4 protein-coding genes are annotated in these 8,015 nt (G+C 64.8%); all 4 read left to right on the forward strand.

Annotation, left to right across the window (positions count from 1 at the left end; genetic code table 11):
- Positions 1-46 precede the first annotated feature (46 nt).
- The 4 genes from ACXWUF_RS01730 (at position 47) to ACXWUF_RS01745 (ending at position 7,344) form a co-directional block, all read left to right on the forward strand.
- Positions 47-604 (forward strand): SRPBCC family protein, encoded by a 558-nt coding sequence (locus ACXWUF_RS01730; protein WP_458492924.1) that lies wholly within the window; start codon positions 47-49, stop codon positions 602-604.
- Between the two features lie 46 nt (positions 605-650).
- Entirely contained in the window at positions 651-1,250 is a 600-nt protein-coding gene (locus ACXWUF_RS01735) for a CPBP family intramembrane glutamic endopeptidase (RefSeq protein ID WP_458492925.1), read from the forward strand.
- A gap of 288 nt (positions 1,251-1,538) precedes the next feature.
- A complete protein-coding gene (locus ACXWUF_RS01740) occupies positions 1,539-3,653 on the forward strand; it encodes an ATP-binding protein (protein ID WP_458492926.1) in 2,115 nt (704 codons plus the stop codon).
- Between the two features lie 244 nt (positions 3,654-3,897).
- Positions 3,898-7,344, forward strand: coding sequence for a VanZ family protein (locus ACXWUF_RS01745; protein WP_458492927.1), 3,447 nt, complete (start codon positions 3,898-3,900; stop codon positions 7,342-7,344).
- Positions 7,345-8,015 lie beyond the last annotated feature (671 nt).

The following is an 8,015-nucleotide window of genomic DNA, read 5'->3' on the forward strand; positions in this document are numbered from 1 at the left end:
GGGAGAGGGAGAAATCCAATCCGTCCCGGCTCCTTAAACCACCGTTATGGACATCTTCCTGTATGCCGCCTTGATGGTCGTGGCTTCCGGCATGGTGGCCCTACTCATCGGACGGAGACTCCCCAAGACCCACCTGGCCGTCAGCCGCATCCGGCTGAATGCGCCGCCCGAACAGGTGTTCGCCATCGTGTCCGACTTCGAGTCCTATCCCACTTGGCGACCGGGGCTGGACCGGGTGGAGCGCGGTCCCGACATCGACGGCCTGCCCAGTTGGTTCGAAGTCTGCGCCAAAATCAGCCGGGTGCAGTTCCACGTCGTCGAAAGCCAGCCCCCGAAGCGGCTGGCAACCCGGATTGTGGATGACAAGCTAACGCTGTCGGGCCTGTGGATTTACGACTTCCAAGCCAGCGACGACGGCACCCTGCTGACCATCACCGAGCGGGAAAACATCCATCCTCCCCTGCTGCGCTTCTTCGACCGATTCGTGCTGTCCTATCACGGCGTCATGGACGTTTATCTGATGGCCCTGGCGAGGAAGCTGGGCGACCCGACCCAGCCGGAACACCTGAGCCTGAAGCTCGGGGACGACGGCCCGGCCCCTTAACACCGAATCCGCCGGGAGCCGCCCGGTTCCGCCTACCCCAATCATTATGCTCGACCCACGCCAGCCTCCCACCAAATCCCAATTCCTCCGGCTCGCCACCTGGTTTGAGGGCGGCTTGATCCTGGTCGCCTACGCCCTCGGCTGGCTGATGTCCGTCGATCCGCTGGCGCATGTGGCTTTCGATCCCATGGCCTGGGCGTGGGGCGTTCTCGGCATGCTGCCTTTGTACCTCTTGTTCGCGCTGAGCTACACCTACCCGCTCGGGGGAATGCGGCAGATCAAAAGCTTCCTGGTGGACAAGCTTGGGCCGTTCCTGGAAATGTGCCGCTGGTATGATCTGCTGTACCTGGGCTTTCTGGCGGGGATTTCCGAGGAAATCCTGTTCCGGGGCTTCGTCCAGCCCTGGCTGGAGCGGGACTGGGGCTGGCTGGGCGGGTTGGTGTTCAGCAACATGATCTTCGCCCTGGTTCACTGGGTCACGCCGCTGTATGCGCTGCTGGCCGGGCTGACCGGCGTTTATCTGGGGCTGGCGATGGATGTGGGCGGCGAGCGGAATCTACTCCCGCCCATACTCATCCACGCCTTGTATGATTTTCTGGCCTTCCTGGCGGTGGCCCAGAGCTACCGGCGGCGCCAAGTTTCGTAAGGGTGGGTTACGGCGCACGGTAGTCTGACCGGAAATCGGAAGCCCCCCAGAATGTACGCCTAACCCGCCTTACGCGGATCGAGCTTCCCAATCTCTTCCCAACCGCAAGCCCTACCGCCCGACGCTACGCCCTCCCGGCGGGTTGGATTTCTCGCCGCGCCGCTACCCAGCCCATAAACAATTCCCCCTTCAGGCGGAACCCGCCCCGTCACGGTCAGACCTAATAGCATCCTTGCGCTAAACTCCCCCCTTGTTCAAAGTCCATCCTGCGCCGGAGCGCCAACCCCCATGCTAACGGACTTCCTGACCTCACCCGCCCTCGGCAATCTTGTTCCCCATGGCACCTGCCTGCTTTGGCAGCCGGGCCTGTTGTTGCTCCACGCCGTTTCCGACGGACTCATCACCGCCGCCTATTACTCCATCCCCGCCGCGCTGATCTACTTCGTCAGCAAGCGCCCCGACCTCAGGTTCCGTTGGATCTTCGTCCTGTTCGGCGTCTTCATCCTCGCCTGCGGGACCACCCACCTGATGGAAATCTGGACCCTCTGGCATCCCGACTACGTCCTGGCCGGATTCATCAAGGCGATCACGGCCCTGGCCTCGCTGGGCACCGCCGCCGTGCTGTGGCCGCTGATTCCCCACGCCCTGGCGCTGCCCAGTCCCGCCCGGCTGGCCGAAGCCAATGAGCGACTACAACGGGAAATCGAGGACCGCAAGAGTTCGGAGCAACGCATCCGCCAACTCAACGACGAATTGGAGCGGATGGTGGAACAGCGCACCTCGGAACTGCTCGCCACCAACCACCGGCTGGAGGAGGAAATCCGCGAGCGGCAACGCTTCGAGGCGTCCTTGAGCGAATCGGAGAACCGCTACCGGACGCTGTTCGAGCAAATGCCGGACGCCCTGGTGCTGGTGGACGCCGAGACCGGCCACATCGTCGACTTCAACGAGAAGGCCCATCAGAACCTGGGCTATGCCAGGAACGAATTCCAAGCCCTGCGCCTCGAAGACATCGACCGCATCGAGTCCGCCGCCGGCGTGGCGCACCACATCGCCAACATCAAAGCGGTGGGCAGCGAGCTGTTCGAAGCCGAGCATCGCACCCGCGATGGCGAGATCCGCCACGTTCGGGTCAATGCCCGCATCGTGGAAATCGCCGGGCGGCAATTCATCCAGTCCATCTTCACCGATGTTTCCGCCTACAAGCAGTTGGAGCTGGCCCTCCGCGCCCAGCAGCAAAAACTGCGGCGGGCCAAGGACGCCGCCGAGGCCGCCAACCGGGCCAAGACCGAATTCCTCGCCAGCATCAGCCACGAGTTGCGCACCCCGATGAACGCGATCCTCGGCTACACCCAGATCATGCAGCGGGAGCCGCCCGCGAGTCCGAAGCAGGCCGAATTCATCGATTCCATCCGCCGCTCCGGCACGCACCTCATGACCTTGATCGACGACCTGCTGGACCTGTCCAAGATCGAATCGGGCAAGCTGGACATCGCCCGCTCCATCTTCGGTCTGGCCGAGTTCCTGGACGGCATCGCCGAGATGTTCGTGTTGAAGTCGCGGCAGAAGGGCTTGCGCTTCCGCTTCGAGAAGACCGAGCCGCTGCCCGAGTTCGTGTTCGGCGACGACAAGCGCCTCCGCCAGATTCTCATCAATCTGCTCAGCAACGCGGTCAAGTTCACCCAGGCCGGGCGGGTGGAATTCCGCATCACCCACGAGGGCGAGACGGGCCGCTTCGAAATCGAGGACACCGGACCCGGCATCGCCGCCGAGGATGTGGACCGCATCTTCGCGCCCTTCGAGCGGCTGGAATATCACCCCTCCGGCGAGGGCAGCGGACTCGGCCTCGCCATCAGCAAGCGGCTGGCGGAGTTGATGCAGGGCAAGCTGGACGTCGTCAGCACGCTCGGCCAGGGGAGCTTGTTCCGCATCGCGATTCCCTTGCCGAGAGTCGCGCAACCCGTCGCCCGCCCCCACCGCAAGCAGCCGGTGACGGGCTACCGGGGCGACATCCGGCGGATTCTCATCGCGGACGACAATCCCGACAATCTCACCATTTTGGCGGCGGTGCTGGAATCCGTGGGTTTCGCCACCGACACCGCGACCAACGGGCGGGAGGCGTTGGAGAAATTCGGGGCGTTCGCCCCGGACCTGGTGTTGATGGACTTGGCGATGCCGGAAATGGACGGGACGGAAGCCACTCAACGGCTGCGGGCCACCGAGCGCGGTCGGGCGGCCAAGATCATCGCGGTCACCGCCAACGCGTTCGAAGGCACCCGGCAGATTTGCCTGGCCTCGGGCTTCGACAATTTCATTTCCAAGCCGCTGGACATCGACGATTTGCTGGACTTGATTCAGGCCACGCTGGGCTTGGTGTGGGATTACGAAGCGGATAGTTCATAAATCCAAACTTATCCCACCGATAAAAAAGTCCAATTTTTCTTATTTCCCTGCCTTCGCCATACTGTGTCCCAAGTTCGGCCCCCAAGACAAATAGCTCAGGGTCTTGGTCAAAGCCCGATTTCCTGTTTATGTTTACCTCTCCCCTTGAGCGAGTTGACTCCGCCCGGACGCGGAGTTTTTTTTGCCCGCTGCTTTTTCAGTTTTGGCAGAATCCCCGGCCATCGTGACTTAGGAAACCCCAACGATGAGCCTGCACACCCTCGACCGCCGCGCCTTCCTCCCCGCCTTCCTGGCCTATCTGGCTTTCGTCGTCTACGGAAGCCTCGTGCCTTTTGAACTCCGCCCGCACAGCTTCGACCAAGCCCTCCAGGAATTCGCCGCCATCGGCTATCTGGACCTGGGCGCCGCGTCGCGGGCGGACTGGATCGCCAACATCGTGCTGTATGTGCCCCTGGCCTTCTTGGGCTGCGGCTGGGTTATGGGGATGCGTTCGGTGTCCCCGCTCCGGCATCTCGCGGCCCTGCTGGTGCTGGCGTTCTGCGTCGCCGTGGCGGTGGCGGTGGAATTCACCCAGATATTCTTCGCGCCCCGCACCGTGTCGCTCAACGACCTCCTGGCCGAAACCCTTGGCTCCGTCGGCGGCGTCGCTTTGTTCGGGTTGGCGCGGTGGCGGATCGTGCGCCTCTTGGAAGCCTTTCTGGCGGGGGGCCGCAATTCGGTGATCGCGGCGGCGGTTCTGTATGCCCTGCTGTATCTGGCGCTTTCCTTGTTTCCCTACGACTTTGTTCTGTCGGGGCAGGAATTCGCCGACAAGCTGGCCTCGGGCGGTCACGGCTGGTGGCTGGCCTGCGATGGCTCCGGCTGGCTGCGCTGCGCCGCCCATCAGGCCAGCGAGGTGGTGGCGCTGATTCCCCTGGGCATTCTGGTCGCGCTGGCGGCGCCGACCTTAAGCCATCGGCGGCTGTTCCTGATCGGCGCGGGCGTGGGCCTGGCGCTGGAACTCGCCCAATTGCTGCTGGTGTCGGGCGTCAGCCAAGGGCTTTCGCTGGTGTGGCGCGGCGCGGGATTGGCGGCGGGCGCGGCCATCGGGCAGGTTTTACGCCGCTACGGCTCGGCCCCGGTGACGCGGTTGATTCGCCTCGCCATCCCGTTCGCGCTGCTGCCCTACGGCTTGCTGCTGGCGGGCCTGGGCGGTTGGTTCTCGGGCGATTGGATCTCGGTGGATGCAGCGCTAGCGCGGCTGCCGGACATCCGCTTCATGCCGTTCTACTACCACTATTTCACGACGGAATCGGCGGCGATGACCAGCCTGTTCGCCCAGGCCGGCATGTACGCCCCGGTGGGACTCGCGGCCTGGGCCTTGCGCCGGAACCGGCTCGGAGGCGGCGGCGCGGCCATTTTGAGCGCGGCGGTTTGGGCCGCTGTGCTGGCCGCGCCCATCGAATTGGGCAAGCTGTTCGTGCCGCCCAAGCACCCGGACCTGACCAACCTGTTGATCGTCGCGGCGGGCGCGGCGACCACCTGCGCCCTGGCGAATTGGATGGAGCGGGTATTGCTGGGCGGGCCACCGGCCCGGACCCGGCCACGGACCAGCGACTTGCCCGACCTGCCGGATTGGGCCTTAGGCGGCCAGCCGACGGCCCGCATGGACGCCCGCCCCACCACCATAGAACGCTCCATGACCGCGCCGGGCACCGCCCCGCCGCCGGGTCAAGGAAGCGCGTCCTCGCCTTTCACCCAGCGGACGCCCGCGCCTCAAGCCAACCGTTATTCCGCCTCGACCACGCGGGCGGCGGCGCCGTCCTTCCAGGTCGCTTCCCTGGCGATGGCGGGTGCCGCGCTCGTCGTCGCCCTGGCCGGACTCGCCGCCTATCCGGTCGGCGCGGTCTGGCTGGCGCTCGGGCTGCTGGCCTATGGCGGGGTGCTTTGGTATCGGCCCTCGCTGCTGTTCTTCTTGATTCCCGCCCTGTTGCCCGCCTTCGATCTCGGTCCCATCACGGGCCGTCCCTGGCTGGATGAGTTCGATTTGGCCGTGCTGGTGGCGCTGGGCGTGGGCCACGGGCGGCTGGGCCAAATGCCCGTCCAATCCTGGCCCCACCGCGGGTGGCCTATCGCCCTGGGGCTGCTGTGGACGACCTGGGCGCTGGCGACCACACGGGGCGTGTGGCCTTGGCTGGATGGCGGGGATGGACTCATCGCCAGTTCTCATTCGCCCTGGGAGGCTTGGCGGGTGGGCAAGGGGCTGCTGTGGGCGCTGCTGTTCGTCCCGCTGCTGCGGCGCATTCCGGCGGAGACGGCGGACGCGGTGCTGGGCCGGGTGCTGAACGGCTGCATCGCCGGACTCGTCCTGGTGGTGCTGGCCGTGCTGCGGGAGCGCTATGTCTTCGTGGGGCTGGGCAATTTCGAGAATATCTTCCGCGTCACCGGACCCTTCTCCGATATGAGCACCGGCGGCGCTTATATCGAAGCGTTCCTGGCTTTCGGGTTTCCCCTGCTGGCGGCGGCGGTGGTCATGGCGCGGTCCATGGCGGTCAAGGGGGTCGGCATCGTCCTCGCCGCGCTCGCCACCTACGCGATGCTGGTGACGTTTTCGCGGGGGGGCTACGCGGGGCTGGTGACGGGATTGGTGCCGGTGGCGGCGGGCCTGTTCCGGGCGCGGGGCGGCGTCGCGGCGGGGCGGCGGCTGGCGTTGGCGGGCGTGGTGATGGCGTCGCTGGCGGCGGCGGTGCCGGTGCTGTCGGGGAGTTTCGCCCAAGCGCGGCTGGCGCAGGCCGGGGCCGACTTCGCCTTCCGCGAGGCCCATTGGGCGCGGGCGCTCGGCCTCATGGACGATGGCCTATTGACGGCGCTGGTGGGCATGGGATTTGGCCGGTATCCGTCCCTGTACTTGATCCGGGCGGACATCGACCGCCCGCCCGGCACCTATGTCATTTTGAGCGAGGGCGGCAATCCCCATCTGCGGCTGGGGTCCGGGGAGACGGTGTTCCTAGACCAGCGGGTCGCTGTCGAACCCGGCGGGCGTTACACCCTGTCGGCGCGGGTCCGCCAATCGGGCGAGGGCGCGGCGCTGGGTGTGGCCCTGTGCGAGAAGGCGCTGCTGTATTCCTTTGAATGCGCTTGGCAGGAGTTACGTCCCACGGAAGACCTGGGGGATGGCTGGGGCATGGCTTCGGTGGCGGTGGACGCGGGCACGCTGGGCGGCGGCTGGCTGGCCCGGCCCGTGAAGTTGTCGCTGCAAAACCCCGGCTCGGGGGAGTCGGTGGCGGTGGACGATGTGAGCTTGGTGGATGGCGAGGGGCGCGAGTTGCTTGCCAACGGCGATTTCAGTCAGGGCGTGGCCCGCTGGCTGTTTGTGGCCGATCAGGATTTGGCCTGGCACATCCACCAGATGCAAGTGGAAATGTACGTCGCCCAGGGCTGGCTGGGTTTGGCGGCGCTGGCGGTGTTGCTGGCCTGCGCCGTCAAGTCGCTGGGACCGGGGGTTTGGCGCGGGGATTTGCGGGCGGCGGGTCACGCGGGGGCGCTAGTGGGATTACTTACTGTAGGTTTATTGGGCAGTGTCATGGATAGCGCTCGGCTGTCGATGCTATTCTACGTGGGAGCCTTTTGCGCGGGCCTGTTGACATCACCCGGTGGAGATACCCGGCCAGCGCGGCGAATCGTTGGGACACCGGGTAAAAGCGTGACGTAATTCTAAAGTCACGCCGGGGTGGTTCAATTCACAGCCCAATTTGCGATGACCTCACGTCAAGCGCGGGCTGTGGGCGATCCTTTAAATCCTATATTTTGGAGAAGCTTATGAGATCAAAAGTGATTTTAGGCTTGGCCTTGTTCGCCAGCCTGACGGGAGAAGCCATGGCGGCGTGTTCGGGATCACAGATTGTCGCATGCACAGGAGGTGGCGGGCTGAGGAACATATTCAGTGGCAAGCTCGTTTGTGGGAGGCCCGGGGCAGATTACACGGGCAATTCATCCGACCGATGGCAGGAAGCACACGCCGCTTCTGGCGCATGTTCCGGTGGCAACACATCGCCCGCCACCCTAACAGACTACAAAGAAGGACCGGGATCCACCGTGGACCCTTCGGAGACCGTGGGTACATGGAACGTATCGAGCGGTCAAATCGCATATAGCTATACGGGCGGAAGCTCTGCCAGCTATACCATATGGAAGAACGGCACTGTATATAGTTTTTGCAACGGATCAAGCGAGATGGTAAGAGCCTATATCACAAGCGGCACTGGCCCTTGCGGTTCCTATCCCCCCTAATCCGTTGCGCTGGGTTCCACGCCTCAACCCAGCCCGCCGATCTTTAACCCGCCTTTATTGTCCAATCGGAAGAGCGCCCGGCCCCATCCGCCG

This window comes from Methylomagnum sp. (assembly GCF_054333355.1).